17 protein-coding genes and 3 pseudogenes are annotated in these 15,480 nt (G+C 75.3%); 6 read left to right on the top strand and 14 right to left on the bottom strand.

Translation table 11 applies throughout. From position 1 onward, the window contains the following. Nucleotides 1–30 precede the first annotated feature (30 nt). A pseudogene (locus FSW04_RS28730) lies at nucleotides 31–222 on the bottom strand (hypothetical protein); the annotation flags it as partial. Between the two features lie 346 nt (nucleotides 223–568). On the opposite strand from FSW04_RS28730, the gene FSW04_RS20900 reads away from it, so the two are divergent. The 4 genes from FSW04_RS20900 to FSW04_RS20885 all read left to right on the top strand — a co-directional run bounded on the left by FSW04_RS20900 (nucleotide 569) and on the right by FSW04_RS20885 (nucleotide 3,771). Then, on the top strand, nucleotides 569–1,078 hold the full coding sequence (locus FSW04_RS20900; RefSeq protein ID WP_146922151.1) for a hypothetical protein: 510 nt from the start codon (nucleotides 569–571) through the stop codon (nucleotides 1,076–1,078). Nucleotides 1,079–1,088: 10 nt separating this feature from the next. Then, nucleotides 1,089–1,526 carry a DUF421 domain-containing protein gene (locus FSW04_RS20895; protein ID WP_146922150.1) on the top strand — a complete coding sequence of 146 codons (438 nt, stop codon included), beginning with the start codon at nucleotides 1,089–1,091 and terminating at the stop codon, nucleotides 1,524–1,526. Nucleotides 1,527–1,561: 35 nt separating this feature from the next. Next, nucleotides 1,562–2,743 carry an acyl-CoA dehydrogenase family protein gene (locus FSW04_RS20890; protein ID WP_146922149.1) on the top strand — a complete coding sequence of 394 codons (1,182 nt, stop codon included), beginning with the start codon at nucleotides 1,562–1,564 and terminating at the stop codon, nucleotides 2,741–2,743. Nucleotides 2,744–2,835: 92 nt separating this feature from the next. Then, a complete protein-coding gene (locus tag FSW04_RS20885; protein ID WP_146922148.1) occupies nucleotides 2,836–3,771 on the top strand; it encodes a hypothetical protein in 936 nt (311 codons plus the stop codon). Here FSW04_RS20885 and FSW04_RS20880 read toward each other — a convergent pair. Both FSW04_RS20880 and FSW04_RS20875 read right to left on the bottom strand, forming a co-directional pair. Continuing rightward, nucleotides 3,680–4,093 (bottom strand): HIRAN domain-containing protein, encoded by a 414-nt coding sequence (locus tag FSW04_RS20880; RefSeq protein WP_146922147.1) that lies wholly within the window; start codon nucleotides 4,091–4,093, stop codon nucleotides 3,680–3,682. The genes FSW04_RS20885 and FSW04_RS20880 overlap by 92 nt on opposite strands. A gap of 78 nt (nucleotides 4,094–4,171) precedes the next feature. Continuing rightward, nucleotides 4,172–4,417 (bottom strand): hypothetical protein, encoded by a 246-nt coding sequence (locus FSW04_RS20875; protein ID WP_146922146.1) that lies wholly within the window; start codon nucleotides 4,415–4,417, stop codon nucleotides 4,172–4,174. Nucleotides 4,418–4,551: 134 nt separating this feature from the next. Between FSW04_RS20875 and FSW04_RS27515 the strand changes: the two are divergent. Then, nucleotides 4,552–5,606 (top strand): annotated as a pseudogene (locus FSW04_RS27515) (pyridoxal phosphate-dependent aminotransferase); the annotation flags it as partial. A 123-nt stretch (nucleotides 5,607–5,729) separates the two neighbouring features. Here FSW04_RS27515 and FSW04_RS26430 read toward each other — a convergent pair. The 10 genes and pseudogenes from FSW04_RS26430 to FSW04_RS20830 form a co-directional block, all read right to left on the bottom strand. Then, entirely contained in the window at nucleotides 5,730–6,050 is a 321-nt protein-coding gene (locus FSW04_RS26430; RefSeq protein WP_187368965.1) for an STAS domain-containing protein, read from the bottom strand. Nucleotides 6,051–6,182: 132 nt separating this feature from the next. Then, the gene (locus FSW04_RS28010; RefSeq protein WP_146922143.1) at nucleotides 6,183–6,878 is read right to left on the bottom strand and encodes an SRPBCC family protein; all 696 of its coding nucleotides are present in this window, start codon (nucleotides 6,876–6,878) and stop codon (nucleotides 6,183–6,185) included. Then, nucleotides 6,875–7,930 (bottom strand): XdhC family protein, encoded by a 1,056-nt coding sequence (locus tag FSW04_RS20855; protein WP_146922142.1) that lies wholly within the window; start codon nucleotides 7,928–7,930, stop codon nucleotides 6,875–6,877. Before FSW04_RS20855 ends, FSW04_RS28010 begins: the two co-directional genes overlap by 4 nt. Beyond that, entirely contained in the window at nucleotides 7,927–8,712 is a 786-nt protein-coding gene (locus tag FSW04_RS20850) for a vWA domain-containing protein (RefSeq protein WP_187368964.1), read from the bottom strand. The genes FSW04_RS20855 and FSW04_RS20850 overlap by 4 nt, the downstream gene beginning before the upstream one ends. After that, entirely contained in the window at nucleotides 8,709–8,987 is a 279-nt protein-coding gene (locus FSW04_RS26425) for a hypothetical protein (RefSeq protein WP_187368963.1), read from the bottom strand. The genes FSW04_RS20850 and FSW04_RS26425 overlap by 4 nt, the downstream gene beginning before the upstream one ends. A 70-nt stretch (nucleotides 8,988–9,057) precedes the next feature. After that, nucleotides 9,058–9,894, bottom strand: a complete 837-nt coding sequence (locus FSW04_RS20845; protein ID WP_146922140.1) for an AAA family ATPase — start codon at nucleotides 9,892–9,894, stop codon at nucleotides 9,058–9,060. Nucleotides 9,895–9,928: 34 nt separating this feature from the next. Then, a complete protein-coding gene (locus tag FSW04_RS20840) occupies nucleotides 9,929–10,771 on the bottom strand; it encodes an FAD binding domain-containing protein (RefSeq protein ID WP_146922139.1) in 843 nt (280 codons plus the stop codon). Further along, nucleotides 10,768–12,636, bottom strand: a complete 1,869-nt coding sequence (locus tag FSW04_RS20835; RefSeq protein ID WP_267128259.1) for a xanthine dehydrogenase family protein molybdopterin-binding subunit — start codon at nucleotides 12,634–12,636, stop codon at nucleotides 10,768–10,770. Before FSW04_RS20835 ends, FSW04_RS20840 begins: the two co-directional genes overlap by 4 nt. A gap of 137 nt (nucleotides 12,637–12,773) precedes the next feature. After that, nucleotides 12,774–13,139, bottom strand: a pseudogene (locus tag FSW04_RS27505) (xanthine dehydrogenase family protein molybdopterin-binding subunit); the annotation flags it as partial. Next, nucleotides 13,136–13,630 (bottom strand): (2Fe-2S)-binding protein, encoded by a 495-nt coding sequence (locus tag FSW04_RS20830; protein WP_146922138.1) that lies wholly within the window; start codon nucleotides 13,628–13,630, stop codon nucleotides 13,136–13,138. The gene FSW04_RS20830 and the pseudogene FSW04_RS27505, both read right to left, overlap by 4 nt. Before the next feature lie 130 nt (nucleotides 13,631–13,760). Between FSW04_RS20830 and FSW04_RS20825 the strand changes: the two genes are divergently transcribed. Next, nucleotides 13,761–14,219, top strand: coding sequence for a hypothetical protein (locus tag FSW04_RS20825; protein ID WP_146922137.1), 459 nt, complete (start codon nucleotides 13,761–13,763; stop codon nucleotides 14,217–14,219). Nucleotides 14,220–14,358: 139 nt separating this feature from the next. Here the strand turns inward: FSW04_RS20825 and FSW04_RS20820 are convergent, their stop codons facing one another. Next, nucleotides 14,359–15,384 carry a Glu/Leu/Phe/Val dehydrogenase dimerization domain-containing protein gene (locus FSW04_RS20820; protein WP_146922136.1) on the bottom strand — a complete coding sequence of 342 codons (1,026 nt, stop codon included), beginning with the start codon at nucleotides 15,382–15,384 and terminating at the stop codon, nucleotides 14,359–14,361. Between the last annotated feature and the right edge of the window lie 96 nt (nucleotides 15,385–15,480).

The following is a 15,480-nucleotide window of genomic DNA, read 5'->3' as shown; positions in this document are numbered from 1 at the left end:
CCCGACGAGCTCGCCGATCTCGGCCTGGGTCAGATCCTGCTCGAAGCGCGGGCGCACGACCTCGCGCTCACGCGGCGGCAGCACCCGGGTCAGCGCCGCGATCGTCGCGCGGCCCTCGGCGGGGCCGAAGCCCCCGTCGTCGCCGCCCAGGACGGCCTCCAGGCCGCCGTCGGGGTCGTCGGCGATCGCCTCGCGCGCCTCGAGCACGACCTCGTCCTCCATACCGCAGCGCCCCGCGAGCTCGCCGACCGTGGGCGAGCGGCCGAGCTCGCGCTGGAGCTCCTCCTGGGCGCCGCCCCGGGCGTACCGGCCCGCGGCGTGGCGCGCGAGCGGGAGGCAGCACTCGACGAAGGTGCTCGCGGATCCCCGGATCACGGGTCTCGGCGAACCGTCGAAGCAGGATGTCGTCCCGGTCGGCGCCCGTTGCGTGCGCCCGCAGGTCTCGTGCCGTCGACGGCCGTGCCGCGCCGGCGTCGACGGTCATCACCCTCAAGCCTCACCGGCGGGGGAGGCAAGGCAAACAGCCGCTGGAGGTGGGCGCCCTGCCGCGGCGAACATCGCGGGTGGCATGACCGACCTGTTCACCGTGCTGGCCGAGGGCGACGAGCCGCTGGCGCTGACGCGCGGGCTGTGGGCGCGGCGGCTCGTGATGACCCTGCTGCTGGTCGTCGCCGTCCTGGCGCTGGCCGACGTCTTCGGTCAGCGCGCAAGCCGGTCGGCGGCCCAGGGGTCCGCGGCGTCCATCGCCGTCCAGGCCCCGCGGGTGCTGCGCGGCGGGCTGCTCTTCCAGGGCCGCCTGGTGCTGCACGCGACCCGCGCGGTCGCCCACCCGCGCCTGGTGCTGGACCGCGGCTGGTTCGAGGGGATCCAGCTCAGCTCGATCTCGCCCGACCCCGCGTCCGAGGCCCCGCGCGGCGATCGCGTCGTGCTCAGCTACCCGGCCCTGGCCGCCGGGGCGCAGATGACGATCTGGTTCCAGGGCCAGGTCGACCCGACGAGCACGGGCCGCCGCCCTTGGGCGCCGAGCTCGACGACGCCGAGCGCCCGCTGGCCCGGATCGACCGCGACCTCACGGTGATGCCCTAGCCATGGACCTCGTCCTGCGTGCCACGTTCGTGTTCTTCCTCATCCTGCTCGTCACGCGCGCCGTCGGGCGCCGCGAGCTGAGCTCGATGGAGCCCTTCGACGTCATCCTGCTCGTCGTCATCGGCGACCTCGTCCAGCAGGGCGTGACCCAGAGCGACTACTCGCTGACCGGCACCACGCTGGTCATCGCCACCCTGGCGGTGCTCACGGTCGCGACGGCGTGGCTGAGCTTCCGCTTCCGCCGCCTGCGGCCGCTGCTGGAGGGCGAGCCCGTCGTGCTCGTCGCCGACGGCGAGATCCGCGCCCGGGCGCTGCGCCGGCAGCGGATCACCGTCGACGAACTGGGCGCCGAGGCGCGCCAGGCCCAGATCGGATCGCTGGCCGACGTCCGCTTCGCCGTGCTGGAGACCAGCGGGCGCATCTCGTTCGTGACCGATTGACCACGGCGCCGGGCGGGTGCACTAGCGTCCTCGCCATGAGCACCGTGCAGCCCGCACCGTCCCGCCGCCGGGCGATCTACGAGGACGACCACGAGGACTTCCGCGCGTCCTTCCGCCGCTTCCTGGCCAAGGAGGTCGTGCCGCACTTCGAGACCTGGGAGAAGGACGGCATCGTCCCGCGCGAGGTCTTCGCCGCCGCCGGCGAGCACGGCTTCCTCGGCATGCAGGTCCCCGAGGAGTACGGCGGGGCGGGCGTCGGCGCCGACTTCCGCTTCAACGCCATCATCGGTGAGGAGTGCTGCGCAGCGGGCGTCGGCGGCTTCGCCGTGGGCATCACCCTGCACAACGACGTCTGCCTGCCGTACTTCCTGGAGTACTGCAACGAGGAGCAGCGGCAGCGCTGGCTTCCCGGCATCGTGTCCGGCGAGCTCATCACGGCCGTGGCGATGACCGAGCCCGGGACCGGGTCGGACCTGGCGGGCATCCGCACGAAGGCCATCCGCCAGGACGACGGCACCTACCTCGTCGACGGCGCCAAGACCTTCATCACCAACGGCATCAACGCCGACCTCGTGATCACCGCGGCCAAGACCGATCCGACCCAGCGCCACCGCGGCCTGTCGATCCTCATCGTCGAGCGCGACACGCCGGGCTTCGAGCGCGGTCGCAACCTCGACAAGGTCGGCATGCACTCCCAGGACACCGCCGAGCTGTTCTTCAACGAGGCTCGCGTCCCGGCCGCCAACCTGCTCGGCGACGAGGGGGAGGGCTTCCGCTACCTCGTGTCCAACCTCGCGCAGGAGCGCCTGTCCATCGCCATCCTCGGCGTCGGGGTGGCGGAGGCGGCGCTGCAGGTCACGCTGGACTACGTCAAGGAGCGCCAGGCCTTCGGGCAGGCCATCGGCACCTTCCAGGTCTCGCGCCACAGCCTCGCCGACTGCCGCGCGGAGATCGACTGCGTGCAGGCGTTCGTCGACCAGTGCATGCGCGAGCTGTGCGACGGCACGCTGACCGCCGAGCGCGCCGCGTCGGCCAAGCTCATGGCCACCGAGCTGCAGGGCCGGGTGACCGACCGCTGCGTGCAGCTGCACGGCGGCTACGGCTACATGACCGAGTACGCCGTCGGCCGGATGTACGCCGACGCCCGCGTCACCCGGATCTACGGCGGCACGAACGAGATCATGAAGGAGATCATCGGCAAGTCGCTGGGCCTGTAGGCCGGGCAAGGGCCGGTCGCCGACCGCCGGCCCCGAGCGAGGGCCGACCGCCGCCGTCAAGGCGGGGCCGGTGCGTCCGACCACCCGGGGCGATGAGCCTGCCCGTGCGCCGCCTGCTGCCGCCCGCCCTCGTGGCGGTCCTCGCCGCGCTGGCCGCCGGCTGCGGCGCGGCGGCGACCGGCCCCGACGCCGGCCTGCACGCCGCGGTCGTGACGCCGACGCCGTCCGCGCACCACACGGCCGTGGCCACCCCCGGCGACACCGAGGCCGACCAGGCCTTCGCGCTGCCCGAGGGCGTGCACGGCACCCGCCAGGCCCCGGCGCCCGGCGCCGCGCCCGCCGCGGCCGAGGCCTCGCGCATCTCCCCGGGCGCGCCGTCGGACGACGAGGTGCGCCGCGAGCTGGCCGAGATGGACCGCGTCCTGCGCGCGCAGCGCACCTCGACGGCCGGCCGCCGGCCGGTCATCGACCGCTCCGGCCGCGCCGAGGTCCCGGCCGGCGTTCCCGGCGCCGTGGCGCGCATCATCGCCGGCGGCAACGCGATCGCCCGCTTCCCCTACGTCTACGGCGGCGGCCATGCCTCGTTCGTCGACACGGCCTACGACTGCTCGGCGTCGGTGAGCTACGCGCTGGCGGCCGCCGGCCTGCTCGACGCGCCGCTGACGTCCGGCCAGCTGGCCTCGTGGGGCGCGCCGGGCCCCGGCCGCTGGATCACGATCTACGCCAACGCGGGCCACACGTTCATGTACGTCGACGGGCTGCGCTTCGACACCAGCGGCGGGCGGGCGCGTTCGGCTCGAGGTGGCAGACCGCGCCGCGCACGTTGGCAGGCTTCACCGTGCGCCACCCGCCCGGCCTGTAGCCGCGCACAGGAGCAGCCGATCTTCATCCCGAGGCGCCACCCGAGCCTGCGCGGCGGGCAGACGAGCGGGTCGCTCAGCCGCCGGCCAGGACGTCGAGCAGGCAGTCGGGCGCCGGCGACAGGCGCAGCACCACGCCGTAGGTGCGGTCCCGCGGGCCGCCGTTGAGGAACGCGTGGCAGCCGCCCGCGCGCAGCCCGCGCTCGGCCAGGGCGGCGAGCACCGGAACGTAGTCCACCGCGTCGGCGCGGGAGAGGTGGCCGACCTTGCCCGCGGCGGAGTGGATCGCGACCGCGTTGGGGTCGTAGGGGTTGTCGGGCTCGGCGATCAGCACGGCGCGGAACATCGGGCGCCCCTCCTCGCCGGGCACGCACAGCGGCGCCGTGGCGGCCAGCGCCTCCTGGTGGAAGGACTCGCCGACGACCGCGCGGTAGCCGTCGGGCGGCAGCTCGCGCGTGCCGGCCGGCGGCCAGGGCGTCCCGGGGACCATGCGACCACGGTAGACGCAGCGCGTCGGCCCGGACGACGGGGGCGGGGGGAGCGCCCACCGCCGCCCGGGCCTCTGCGCTCAGGTGGCGAAGCCCGCGGGTGCGGTGTCCGCCGCCCCGCTGGTGCCACCCGATCCGCCGTGCGGGCACGGATGCCCGCTGCGCGGCGACGGCGTGGTCGTCGTCGCCCCCGGCTGGGTGGCCGAGGGCGGCGAGGCCGTGCCCGGCGTCGCGCTGCTGCCGCCGGCCGCGGCGGCGATCCCGACGCCGCCGACGGCGGCGACGGCGGCCGAGACGGCCACGACGGCGATCCTGCGCACGGACATCGGAGGGACTCCCTTGCGTCGGTCAGGCGTCCCGGGCTCGGGGCTGCCTGGACCCGCAGTGGACCACGGCGTCCTAAAGCCCCGCTCTCGGCAGCCTGGGCATCGCCTGGGTCCGCCGCCTAGGATCCCGCCGCATGTCCTCCATCGCGCTCGCGCACCGCATGGCCCGCCTGGGCACCGAGAGCGCGTTCGAGACGCTCGCCCGCGCCCGTGCGCTGGAGGCCACCGGCCGCCACGTCACGCACCTGGAGATCGGCGAGCCGGGCTTCCCGACGCCGGAGAACGTCGTGGAGGCGGGGATCCGTGCGCTGCGCGAGGGCCACACGCACTACGTGCCCTCCGCGGGCCTGCCCGAGGCGCGTGCGGCAATCGCCGAGACGTTCACCGCCACGCGCGGCGTCGCCGCCGACCCGGCGCAGGTCATCGTGACACCGGGCGCCAAGCCCATCATGTTCTTCGCGATCCTCGCGCTCGTCGGGCCCGGCGACGAGGTCGTGCTCCCCGATCCCGGCTTCCCGATCTACCGCTCGATGGTGGAGTTCGCCGGCGGAGTGGCGCGGCCCTACGCGCTGGACTTCGACCGCGGCCACGACGCCGACCCCAGCGAGATCGCCGCGCTCGTCGGTCCGGCCACGCGCCTGGTCATCCTCAACAGCCCGGGCAACCCGACGGGGTCCTCGCTGTCGCGGGCCGCGCTGGAGCAGATCGCCGAGGTCGTCGCCCGCCAGGACCGCTGCACGGTGCTCTCCGACGAGATCTACCGCGGGCTGGCCTACGACGCCGAGCCGGCGTCGATCACCGAGATCGACGGGATGGTCGGGCGCACGATCGTCCTCGACGGGCTCTCCAAGATGTACGCCATGACCGGGTGGCGCGCGGGCTGGGGATCCTGCCCCCCGCGCTGGTCGACGGCATCGAGCGCCTCGTGGTCAACTCGGTGTCGTGCACGGCGGCGTTCGTCCAGCTCGCGCTCGTCGAGGCGCTGACCGGCGACCAGTCCGCCGCGCGCGCCATGCGCGACGAGCTGCGTCGCCGGCGCGACCTCTTCGTGCCCGCGCTGGCCGCGGTCGACGGCCTGGAGTGCCACCTGCCCGCCGCCGCGTTCTACGCCTACACCCGGGTGCGCGGCACGGGCATGGACGGCGACACCGTGGCGCGCCGCCTGCTCGACGAGGCCGGGATCGCCGCGTTGTCGGGCAGCGGCTTCGGCCCCTCCGGCCGGGACTTCGTGCGGTTCAGCTTCGGGGGCGCCCCGACGAGCTCGCCGACGTGCCGGGTCGCATCGCGGCGTGGCTGGCCGGCTGAGCGGCGCCTAGAGCCGCTCGATGCGGTCGGCCACGCCCGTGAGGCCGAGGATGCGCCGCACGGCCGGCGAGCCGTCGACCATGCGCAGCTCCCAGCCCTCCGACGCGGCGCTGTCGGCCGCCTCGAGCAGGACGTGGACGGCCGTGGTGTCCATGAACGTGACGCCGCTGAGGTCGGCGACGATCCGGGTCCAGCCCGAGGCGCGCAGGTCCTGCAGCTCGGCGCGCAGGCCGGGCGCCGAGGCGACGTCGAGCTCGCCCTTGGCGGCGATGAAGACCCGGTCGCGGTCCGGATGGACCTCGAAGCGATGCGAGGGTGAGGCGGCCAAGGGCGTCAAGCGCCTCGCCCCGCGGCGGGGACGTCGGTGGACGGGATGCAGGGCGGGGTGCGCACGGTTCCGGCGCCGGACATACCCGGACCGCCGTGCTTCATGCGCGGTTGGCGCGCCCCCCGCCGGCCCTCAGCGGCGTCGGCGCAGCAGCGCTCGGATGCGGTCCCAGAGCGCGCCGAAGAACAGGGACAGGCCGGAGATCGGCTTCGCCGGCGGCGGCGCGGTGCGCGCGCCCGGCGGTGGGGTCGACGTCGTCGGGGCCGCGGTGTTCGGGGGCGGCGTGGCCGCGGCGACGGGCGGCGGCCCCTCCGGCGCGGTCGCCTCCGGCTCGGCCCCGAGGGGCACCGCCGGCCCGGCGGCGACGGCCTGCGGCGCGACCCCGATCGTGGACTGCAGGCAGCCGGCGAAGTCGCGCATGAGCCGGTTGGAGATGTCCTGGATCATGCCGCTGCGCCCGAAGCGCGCCAGGCGCCCCGTGATCGTGAAGTCCGTGAGGACGTCGACCTTGGTCACGCCTGCCGACTCCTCCACGAGCGTGGAGACGATCGTGGCGCTCGCGCCGCCCTGGCCGCGCTTGTCGGTGCCGCGCGCGCTCATCGTCGCGATGCGGGCGGCCTCGTCGAGGGACTCGAGCTTGAGGTGGCCGTTGTAGGACGCGGTCGTCGGGCCGAGCTTGACGGTGAACGTGCCGCGGTAGGAGCCGTCGTCGCCGGCCTCGGTGATCTCGGCGCCGGGCAGGCACGGCGCGACGCGCTCCACGTCGATGAGCGCGGCCCAGACCTCCGCGACGGGCGCCTGGACGGTGAACGACTGCTCGAGCTTCATGCCCCCACCTCGTGGATGCGGCCGGCGGCGTGGATGAGCCGCCCGCCCTGGTGTCCGTGGCGGACCGCCACGACCTCGCTCAGGATGGACAGGGCCGTCTCCTCGGCGGTCAGCGCGCCGAGGTCCAGCCCGATCGGCGCCGCGAGGCGCTCGAGGTCGGCGTCCGTGAGCCCGAGCGCCAGCAGCCGCTCGCGGCGCCGCTCCTGGGCCCGGCGGCTGCCCATCGCGCCCACGTAGGCCGCGTCGGAGCGCAGCGCCAGCAGCAGGGCGGCGTCGTCGAGCTTGGGGTCGTGGGTCAGGACCGCGACGTAGGTCGCGCGATCGATGCCGCCGATGCGCGCGAAGGCCTCCGCGGGCCAGGCCGCGACGACCTGCTCGGCATCGGGGAAGCGCTCGGCGGTCGCGAAGCGCGTCCGGGGGTCGACGACGAACGGGCGCCAGCCGGTGATGCGCGCCAGCGTGCAGAGCTGGGCGGCGAAGTCCACGGCGCCGAACACGACGAGCCGCGGGGCGGGCGCGACGACGTCGACGAACACGCTGACGCCCTCGAGCTCGAGGCGCTCGCTGCGCTCGGCCCACATGAGCTCACGGGCGGCCTCGGCGGCCGCATCGTCCAGGGCGGCGTCGCCCAGCGTTCCGGCCCGCGTGCCCGCCGCGTCGAGGACCAGGTGGGCGCCGTCGTCGAGGCGCGTGACCTGCGCGCCGCGCTCGTCGCGCCGGGCGATGGCGCCCAGCGCGTCGTCCTCGTGGCGGGCGACCCACACGTCGATCTCTCCGCCGCAGGGCAGGCCGACGTCCCAGGCGTCCTCGTCGGCGATGCCGAAGTGCAGCAGCCTGGGCGGGCCGCCGGCCAGGACCTCCTCGGCGGCCAGCACGACCGAGCCCTCCACGCAGCCGCCCGAGACCGCGCCGGAGACCGCGCCGGCGCTGCTGACGGCCATCTTGGCCCCGGGAGGCCGGGGCGCCGAGCGCTTGACGGCGACGACGGTGGCGAGCGCGGCGGCCTCGCCGCGGCCCGCCCACGCGTCGAGGTCAGCGAGGACGTCTCTCATGTCAGGCCTCCTTCGAGGAGCGCGACCAGCTCCTGCAGCGAGCGCAGCGAGTGGCCGGCCAGGAACCGGTCGGTGTGGGGCAGCGCGGCGGCCATGCCGCGGGCCAGCGGCTCGTAGTCGGGCGACGCGCGCAGGGGGTTGAGCCAGATCACGCGGTGCGCCGAGCGCCGCAGCCGCGCCATCTCGGCGGCCAGGAGCCCGGGCTCGCCGCGGTCCCAGCCGTCGGAGAGGATCACCACGGTCGAGCCCCGGCCCAATGTGCGCCCATGCTCGCGGTTGAGCTGGCCGATGGCCGCGCCGATCCGCGTGCCGCCCGACCAGTCGGCCACGGCCCGGGCGGCGCGGTCCAGCGCGGCGTCGGGGTCGCGGCCGCGCAGCTCGCGCGTGACGCGCGTCAGCCGGGTGCCCAGGGCGAACACCTCGACACGGGCGCGGGCGGTGGCCGCCGCCTGGGCGTACTGCAGCAGGACGCGGGCGTAGGGCGCCATGGAGCCCGAGACGTCGACGACGAGCACCAGGCGGCGCGGCGTGACGACCGGCCCGCGCCGGCGCAGCGTCGTCGGCTCGCCGCCGTGGCCTACCGCCTCGCGCAGCGTGGCGCGCAGATCGGGGCGCGTGCCGCCGCGGCGCACCGGGCGCGTCCGCCGGCCCGGGCGCACGGGCCCGCGCCGCGCCAGGCGCCGCAGCGCCGCGCGCGCCAGCGCGCGCTCGGCGTCGGTGTAGGCGGCGAAGTCCTTGTCGTGCAGCAGCTCGACGTCGCTGTAGGCGGCCGGCAGCCTCACGGGCTCCTGCGCGGTCGCGCGCTCGCGCGGCGGGTCGGGGAGGCCACGCGCGGCAGCGCCAGCCGCACGCCGTCGCCGAGGTCGACGGCCCCCGGCGCGTCGGCGCCGCCGGCGTCGCCGAACACCTCGGCGAAGGCCGCGTCGAAGACGGCGAGGTCCTCCGGGCGGCCGCAGAGCACCGTGCGCAGCGCGAGCCGCGCGTCGTCGCGCGAGGCAGCGTCCACGCACGCCAGCGCGCGCAGCGCGAGCCCGGTCTCGCCGAGGCCGACGCGCACGCCGCGGGCGCGCAGCGCCGCCGACAGGGCGACGACGCGGTCGGTGGGTCCGGGGCGGGCGGGGGCGGCCTCAGGCGTGGTCGAGCACCCCCTCGGCGCGGACGCGGTCGAGGTCCTCGCGGACCTTGAGCACGACGCCGAGCGTGTCGTCGAGATCCTCGGTGCCCAGCGCCGCCAGCGCCTGGGCCCAGGCGATGGTCTCGCCGACGCCGGGCAGCTTGTAGAGCTCCTCGGCACGCAGGCGCGCGACGGCGGCGCACACGCGGTCGACGACCGCCGCGCCGGCGCCGGGCAGGCGCGCGTGGAGGATCTCGGCCTCGCGGGCGGGGTCGGGGTAGCCGATCCAGTGGTACAGGCAGCGGCGCTTGAGCGCGTCGTGCAGCTCGCGCGTGCGGTTGGACGTCAGCACGACGAACGGCCGGCGCTGCGCGGTGATCGTCCCGAGCTCGGGGATCGTGACCTGGAAGTCCGACAGCAGCTCGAGCAGGAAGGCCTCGAACGCGTCGTCGGCGCGGTCGATCTCGTCGATGAGCAGCACGACGGGCTCCGTCGCGGTCAGCGCCTCCAGCAGCGGCCGGCGCAGCAGGAAGCGCTCGGAGAACAGCTCGTCGCCGTCCGCGCCGCCGGCGCCCGCGCGCAGCGCGAGCAGCTGGCGGGCGTGGTCCCAGTCGTAGAGCGCGTGGTGGACGTCGATGCCCTCGTGGCACTGCAGGCGGATCAGCCGCGCGCCCGTCGCGGCGGCGACGGCCTTGGCCACCTCGGTCTTGCCGACGCCGGCCTCGCCCTCCAGCAGCAGCGGCTGGCCGAGGACGTCGGCCAGCAGCACGGAGGTGGCCAGCGCGCGGTCGGCGAGGTAGTGCTCCCCGCGCAGGGCCTCCTCGACCTCGGGCACCGTGGTGAACGTCACGGGCCCAGGATGCCACCGCGGTGGCGCCCGGCCGTCACGCCGCGACCGCCTCCCGCAGCGCCCGGCCCGTCAGCACCCGGGCCAGGTGGCGCTTGTAGTCGGCCGTCGCGTTGAGGTCGGCCGCGGGCTCGGTGCCCTCGTCGGCGTGGGCGGCCGCCGCGGCGATGGCCTCGCCGGTCAGCGGCTGGCCGCGCAGCGCGGCCTCCACGGCGGTGGCGCGCAACGGCGTGGAGCCCATGTTCGTCAGCCCGACGCGGACGTCGGCGCAGGTTCCGTCGGCGGCCTTGCGGACGACGGCGCAGACGCCGACGATCGCCCAGTCCTCCGAGCGGCGGGTGAACTTCTGGTAGCCGTGGCCCCAGTCGTCGAGCGCCGGGACGTGCAGCGCGGTCATGACCTCGTCGGGCGCGAGCGCCGTCGTGAGGTAGTCCTGGAAGACGTCGCCCGCGGCGATCTCCCGGACGCCGCCCGGGCCGGTCACCGAGACCGTCCCGTCGAGCGTGAGCAGGACCGTGGGCAGGTCGCTGGCCGGGTCGCCGTGGGCCACCGAGCCGCCGAACGTCCCGCGGTTGCGCACCTGCTGGTCGGCGATGAGCGCCGCCGCGCTGGCGATCAGGCCGAGGTCGTCCCGGACCTGCAGGTCGGCGTGGCGGGTCATGGAGCCGATGCGCCAGCGGTCGCCGTCGCGCGAGATCCCGCGCAGGCCCTCGATGCGGCGCAGGTCGACCAGCCGCGTCGGCGCCGCCAGGCGCAGCTTCATGAGCGGCACGAGCGAGTGGCCGCCCGCCAGCAGCTTGGCGTCCTCGTCGCCGCCCAGCGCCGCGATCGCCTCCTCGATGGTGGTGGGGGCGACGTAGTCGAACTCGGCGGGGATCATGTCCGGCCTCCCTTCGCGTCCTGGATCTCGGTCCACACCCGCAGCGGCGAGAGGGGCATGTTGATGTAGGTGACGCCCAGCGGGCGCAGCGCGTCGATGACGGCGTTGGTGACCGCGGCGCTGGCCGCGATCGTCCCGGCCTCGCCGATGCCCTTGACGCCGAGCGAGTTGACCGGCGAGGGCGTCTCGGTGCGGTCGGTCTCGAACGACGGCAGCTCGGCCGCGGTCGGCAGCGCGTAGTCGACGAACGTGCCCGTGGTGAGCTGGCCGTCCTCGTCGTAGTGGATGCGCTCGTACAGAGCCTGGCCGATCGCGTGCGCGATGCCGCCGTGGACCTGGCCGTCGATGATGGTGGGGTTGATCGCCGGGCCGCAGTCGTCGACCGCGACGTAGCGCACCACCTTGACCTTCCCGGTCTCGACGTCGACGTCGACGATGCACGCGTGCGCCCCGAACGGGAAGACGAAGTTCTCGGGGTCGTAGAACGACGTCTCCTCCAGCCCCGGCTCCATGCCCTCCGGCAGCAGCTCGGGCTGGACGTGCGCGATGCCCGAGATCTCGGCCAGCGCCAGGCCCTTGTCGGGCGAGCCCTTGACGGAGAAGCGCCCGTCGGCGACCTCGATGTCCTCCGGGGCGGCCTCGAGCTGGTGGGCGACGATCGCCTTGGCCTTGCTGGCCAGCTTGTCGGCCGCCCGCGCCGCGGACTCCGTGCCGACCGCCGTCGTGCGCGAGCCGTAGGTGCCCAGGCCCATCGGGCCGGTGGCGGTGTCGCCGTGGACGATCTCGACCTGGGCGGGGTCGACGCCGAACTTGTCGGCGACGACCTGGGCCATCGTGGTCTCGTGGCCCTGGCCGTGGGGCGAGGCGCCCGTGTAGACGGTCACCCCGCCGCTGACCGTCACGCGCACGGTCGCCGACTCCCACAGCCCCGTCTGCAGGCCGAAGCCCGCCGGCCCGGTGATGCGCGACGGCGCCAGGCCGCAGATCTCGGTGTAGGTCGAGAAGCCGATGCCGCGGTGGATGCCGTTCGCCCGCTGCGCCTCCTGCTCGGCGCGGAACGCCGGCACGTCGACGTGCTCGAGCAGCTTGTCCAGCGAGCCGTGGTAGTCGCCGGAGTCGTAGACGATGCCCAGCGCGGTCTCGGCGGGGAATGCCTCCTTGGGGAAGAAGTTCTTGCGCCGGATCTCCAGCGGGTCCATCCCCAGCTCGGCCGCGACCTGGTCGAGCACCACCTCGATCATGTGCGTGGCCTCGGGGCGCCCGGCGCCGCGGATCGCGTCCGTCGGGCACTTGTTGGTGAACACGCCGGTGATGTCGGTCTGCACGGCGGCGAACCGGTAGACCCCGCTCATGACGAACGCGCCCAGCGACGGGATCGTCGGCGTGAGCAGGAGGAGGTAGGCCCCCATGTCGGCGATGATCTTGGAGTGGATCGCCGTCAGCGTGCCGTCGCGCTTGACGCCCATCCGCACCGTGGCGATCTGGTCGCGCCCGTGATGGCAGACGGCCATGTGCTCGCTGCGCGTCTCGATCCACTTGATCGGCCGGCCGCAGCGCCGCGAGGCCCAGGCCAGCAGGATCTCCTCGCCGGTCATCTGCAGCTTGGCGCCGAAGCCGCCGCCGACCTCCGGCGCGATCACGCGCACGCGCTCCTCGTTGATGCCCAGCAGCAGCGCGGTGAACAGCCGCACGAAGTGGGGGACCTGCGTCGAGCTGGTCAGCGTCAGCGAGCCCGAGCGATAGTCGGCGATGACGCCGCGCGGCTCGATCGGCGCGCCCGACATGCGCGGGTTCTCGACGCGGCGCTCGACGATGAGGTCGGCCTCGGCGAACGCGGCCTCCAGGTCGCCGCCCCCAGCGACCACTCGTGGATCTTGTTCGTGCCCAGCGACTCGTGCACGAGCGGGCCGCCGGCCAGGGCCGCCTCGGGGTCGACCACGGCGGGCAGCGGGTCGTACTCGACGAGGACCTCCTCGGCGGCGTCGACGACGGAGTAGCGGTCCGTGCCCAGGACGATCGCGACCGGGTCGCCGACGTGGTTGACCTCGTCGCGGGCCAGCGGCCAGTGCTCGGGGTTGTTGACCTCGACGTCGGGCGGGACCCACGCCATGGGCAGCGGGCCGAGCAGGTCCGTCATGTCGGCGCCGGTGTAGACGGCCTCGACGTCGTCGCGAGCCAGCGCGGCCGAGACGTCGATGGACACGATCCTGGCGTGGGCCTCGGGCGAGCGCACGATCGCTGCGTGCAGCAGGCCCGGGACCGTGATGTCGTCGACGTAGCTGGCGCGGCCGGTGATGAGGCGCGGGTCCTCCTTGCGGCGAAGCGACTTGCCGACGGAGCCGGTGGCGGGCTGCTCGGCGATGCTCATGCCGGCACCTCCGTGGCGCCGCGCAGGACGGGGGCGGCGTCGAGCACCGCCTTGACGATGTTGTGATAGCCCGTGCAGCGGCAGAGGTTGCCCTCCAGTCCCTCGCGGACCTCGGCCTCCGTCGGGTCGGGGTTGCGCTCGAGCAGGTCGGCGGCGGCCATGATCATGCCCGGCGTGCAGTAGCCGCACTGCAGGCCGTGGGACTTCCAGAAGGACTCCTGGAGCGCGTGCAGGTTGTTCTCCTGCCCGAGGCCCTCGATCGTCAGCACGGCCGCGCCGTCGGCCTGGACCGCGAGCACCGTGCAGCTCTTGACCGCCTCGCCGTCGAGGTGGACGGTGCACGCCCCGCAGTTGGAGGTGTCGCACCCGATGTGGGTGCCGGTGAGGCCGAGCTGGTCGCGCAGCAGGTGCACGAGCAGCAATCGGGGCGACACCTGAAGCGTGCGCCGCTGGCCGTTGACCGTCACCTGCACCTCGACGGTGGTGCTCATGCCGTCCTCCTCCGCGTTGACCGTCGGCCGACCCTAACCGCTGCGCGCGACCGGCGGGGGTGGTTTCTGGCGCCGGGGGACACGCGCCGCTCCGCCGCCGTCCCGGTGCCCGCCTCCTACCCTGGATCGCATGGCCTACATCGCCGCGGAGGCGCGGCAGCAGCTGCTGGACGCGGTCGGCGACGCGACGGACCGCATCGGCATCGCGCTCGCGGCGCTCGCCGCCGCCTACGAGCAGCTCGACGATCGCACGGCCGACCGCCTCGAGGACGAGCTGTTCCGTCCCGTGCAGGTGGCCTACGGCCGGGCGCGCCGCACCCACGGCGGCTTCGCCGAGCGCCACGGCCTGCCGCCGCGGACGTTCGCGCCCCCGCCCTCGGCGGCCTCGGCGCGCTCGGTCAAGGAGCTGCTCGAGCGCGCGGTCGACGCCGTCGCGGGGGCCGACGCCGAGCTGGCCGCGCTGCAGGACTCGATGATGCCGGTCGAGGTCGGCGATGCCGAGCTGCGCGCCGGCCTGGCGGAGGTCCGCGAGCTCGTCGGCCACCTGCGCGGCCAGGCACGCGAGCTCGTGCGGACGCTGGGGCGGTAGCCGGGGCGTCGGCGGTAGCGCGGCTGCGCCCGGTCTCCGCCGGCGTGGGGGACGCGCGTCGACGGTGGGTCGCGCCGGGCGTCCTATGGACACGCAATTCGACCCACGGTCGGCTTCGGCCCGAACGACCGGCCCCCGCCTACGCCGGCCGCGCCCGCCCGACCTTCGCGTAGGCCGCGGCCTCGGCGACCTCGAGCGTGGTCGCCCCCGTGGCGCGGGCCTCGTGGACGACCTCGCCGCAGCGCGTGCCGATCGCGGCCAGCGCCGCGGCACGGCGCTCGGGCGACCAGCCGTCGCGCAATGCGCGGACGTTGATGACGCCGCCCGCGTTGGCCACGAAGTCCGGGACGTAGAGGATCCCGCGCGCCGCCAGCTCGCCGGCCAGGCCCGGGTGGTCGAGCACGTCGTTGGCCGCGCCGGCCACGATCCGCGCGGCGAGCCGCCCGACCGTCGCGTCGTCGACGACCCGGGCGACCGCGCACGGCGCGTAGACGTCGCAGGGCGTGCCGATGACGTCGTCCGGGGCCACGACCGCGCCGCCGACCTCGGCGGCGACGGAGGCCGCGCGCCCGGCGTCGGCGTCGGCGACGAGCACCCGCGCGCCGTCGGCGGCCAGCAGGCGCGCCAGCGCCGCACCCACGTGGCCGACGCCCTGCACGAGCACGCTGACGCCGGCCAGCCCTGGCGCGACGTCGCCGGCGCGCACGGCGACCTCGATCGCCGCGTGCACGCCGATCGCCGTCGCCGTCGACGGGTCCTCGTCGTCGCAGGACACCTCGCCCGCGGTGCGCGCGACGACCTGCAGGTCCTCGACGCCCGTGCCCATGTCGGCGGCGGGCAGGTATGCCCCGCCGCACCGCGCGACGAAGCGCCCGAAGGCCAGCAGCGCGGCCTCGCGGTCGACGATCGCGTCGGAGGCGAGGATGACCGACTTGCCGCCGCCGAAGGCGATGTCGGCCAGCGCGTTCTTCAGCGTCATCGCGCGGCCCAGGCGCTGCGCCTCGGCGACCGCGGCGGCCTCGCTCGGATAGGGCTTGAACCGGATGCCGCCCAGCGCCGGCCCCAGCGTGGTGTCGTCGATCGCGATGATCGCGACGAGGCCGGTGGGCCGGTCACGGCAGACGACGAGCTGCTCGGTGTCGGGGAGGTCCTCGGGGGCGGCCATCGCGGCGCGAGCCTGCCCCAGCCCCCGCGCACGATCAAGGCGTCGTGCGCCGAGCGGTGTCCGCACGCAGGGATCCGGCGCCCTGGGCGCCTTGCA

This window comes from Baekduia soli, assembly GCF_007970665.1.
GTDB classification, from domain to species: Bacteria; Actinomycetota; Thermoleophilia; order Solirubrobacterales; family Solirubrobacteraceae; genus Baekduia; species Baekduia soli.
The sequence above is the reverse complement of the archived record's forward strand: the minus strand, read 5'-3'. Positions and strand labels throughout refer to the sequence as shown.

Bases quoted from the DNA above. Each gene is read 5' to 3' on its own strand.
- FSW04_RS20900 (WP_146922151.1), top strand. From the start codon at position 569: ATGACCGACCTGTTCACCGTGCTGGCCGAGGGCGACGAGCCGCTGGCG.
- FSW04_RS20885 (WP_146922148.1), top strand. From the start codon at position 2,836: ATGAGCCTGCCCGTGCGCCGCCTGCTGCCGCCCGCCCTCGTGGCGGTC.
- FSW04_RS20890 (WP_146922149.1), top strand. From the start codon at position 1,562: ATGAGCACCGTGCAGCCCGCACCGTCCCGCCGCCGGGCGATCTACGAG.
- FSW04_RS20840 (WP_146922139.1), bottom strand. From the start codon at position 10,771: ATGATCCCCGCCGAGTTCGACTACGTCGCCCCCACCACCATCGAGGAG.
- FSW04_RS20825 (WP_146922137.1), top strand. From the start codon at position 13,761: ATGGCCTACATCGCCGCGGAGGCGCGGCAGCAGCTGCTGGACGCGGTC.
- FSW04_RS20820 (WP_146922136.1), bottom strand. From the start codon at position 15,384: ATGGCCGCCCCCGAGGACCTCCCCGACACCGAGCAGCTCGTCGTCTGC.
- FSW04_RS20855 (WP_146922142.1), bottom strand. From the start codon at position 7,930: ATGAGAGACGTCCTCGCTGACCTCGACGCGTGGGCGGGCCGCGGCGAG.
- FSW04_RS20895 (WP_146922150.1), top strand. From the start codon at position 1,089: ATGGACCTCGTCCTGCGTGCCACGTTCGTGTTCTTCCTCATCCTGCTC.
- FSW04_RS20880 (WP_146922147.1), bottom strand. From the start codon at position 4,093: ATGGTCCCCGGGACGCCCTGGCCGCCGGCCGGCACGCGCGAGCTGCCG.
- FSW04_RS20875 (WP_146922146.1), bottom strand. From the start codon at position 4,417: ATGTCCGTGCGCAGGATCGCCGTCGTGGCCGTCTCGGCCGCCGTCGCC.
- FSW04_RS20830 (WP_146922138.1), bottom strand. From the start codon at position 13,630: ATGAGCACCACCGTCGAGGTGCAGGTGACGGTCAACGGCCAGCGGCGC.
- FSW04_RS28010 (WP_146922143.1), bottom strand. From the start codon at position 6,878: ATGAAGCTCGAGCAGTCGTTCACCGTCCAGGCGCCCGTCGCGGAGGTC.